Source organism: Paludibacterium yongneupense DSM 18731 (genome assembly GCF_000422925.1).
GTDB lineage: Bacteria > Pseudomonadota > Gammaproteobacteria > Burkholderiales > Chromobacteriaceae > Paludibacterium > Paludibacterium yongneupense.
In genome coordinates this window covers 1-1348 of record NZ_AUGZ01000057.1, presented here as the reverse complement: position 1 = coordinate 1348, position 1348 = coordinate 1, and the positions used below count along the sequence as shown (strand labels likewise).

Below are 1348 nucleotides of genomic sequence, written 5' to 3'. Positions count from 1 at the left end.
CCTTGGATAAACGCGACATGGTGAAATTCCGGCCCCCTGGATTGAGTATGAAATCCCTGAAAAGGGATCATCTCAACTACCCTGACACAGGGGGCTCTCGCGAGTTGGCGTTTTTTTGCGATTTCCAATTTCAACACCGTCTACCGATAAGTCGCTGTAGTCGTAAAAAGGCCCGGTACACGACCGGGCCAAGAACAATGCGTCGAAGCTATTTATCCGATGCAACGACTAAACGCCAAACGTAAAGCTGCACCAATTTCCACCGGCGTACTGTCAGCCGAAATCACTACATCCTCAATACCGTCATCTTTTTCTCGCCCCCATCCTTCCAGTTTTTCGTGGTGTGTAGGTCCAATAGTCATGACCCCCTCGCGTATCGATATGTTGCAATTCATCATATTTTTGAACAACGCTCGTTTGGTCTTGTAATTAAAGCGCTCCATTAATGTCTCTATCCAAACGCTATAGCGATCAGCGCCTTGCTTGTTGTCATACAAGTCGCTATCAAATTCCACTTCTGGAGGGAATGTCATACCTGGACGAGGACTTCCAAGAACCCAACGACTGCAGGTCAGTGCATCCATTACAGCGACACCGAGACTTTCACCATCAATGGTTGGTTTCAAAAGATGCTGCTTGCCTTTTGGGTCATTAATACTTAGACCAGAGTAGCCTCAAGCCGTTGCTATCCAGATAAAGTCGCCATTATTTTTTGCATTGGCCCAACGCGTTCTCACTATTGTATTCATGGTTTAACTACCGTAATTTTTAATGTCACGCCTTGACTATTCGCATAGTCAATAGCTCTGTTAATTTGTGTCCACTGAGCAGAGGTTGTCCCTTGCGGTATTGCTACATCAACCACTCTGAAACTTATTTGCGATGAATCAACCGATTTGACGCCTCTTGTGTAATTCGTAAAGCTAGTCGTTGCGTCAACATTACTCTTCAGTGCTGAATAAACCTGCGTCGGATCAGCAATCTTAGCTGCTGTCGTGGTATCCAACGTCTTGACGCTTGTCGCCGTTTGTGTCACTGAGTCATAAAAATCAAACGTCTTAAAGTTCGGCGGCAAACGTGTATCGGCCGGTAACGTACTAGCCACAAAATCTTCATAAGGCATTCTCTGCTCCTGAATTCCCTTACCCCACTTGATACCTGTTGCTGCCTGATCTACAACCGTAGTCCCTGCTGTATTTGCCCCAGTTGTCACCCCTTGCCTGGCCGTACTGCTACCCAGTTCTTTTGTCGCCGCTTGCCAGTTCCGGTCAATTGTCTGAACACCCGCTTTAAGCAGGTTTTGTGCTTCGTCCAGTTTACCTGCATCAGCGAGAGCTTGGGCTTCTTT

Annotated in this window: 2 protein-coding genes; both read right to left on the bottom strand. The window is 46.9% G+C overall.

The window, feature by feature from the left end; all coding sequences use genetic code 11:
- Positions 1–212: 212 nt before the first annotated feature.
- Positions 213–656 carry a contact-dependent growth inhibition system immunity protein gene (locus G520_RS22935; RefSeq protein ID WP_156876972.1) on the bottom strand — a complete coding sequence of 148 codons (444 nt, stop codon included), beginning with the start codon at positions 654–656 and terminating at the stop codon, positions 213–215.
- A gap of 89 nt (positions 657–745) precedes the next feature.
- A partial coding sequence (locus tag G520_RS25395; RefSeq protein ID WP_487042758.1) for an endonuclease toxin domain-containing protein occupies positions 746–1348 on the bottom strand: 603 nt, incomplete at its 5' end.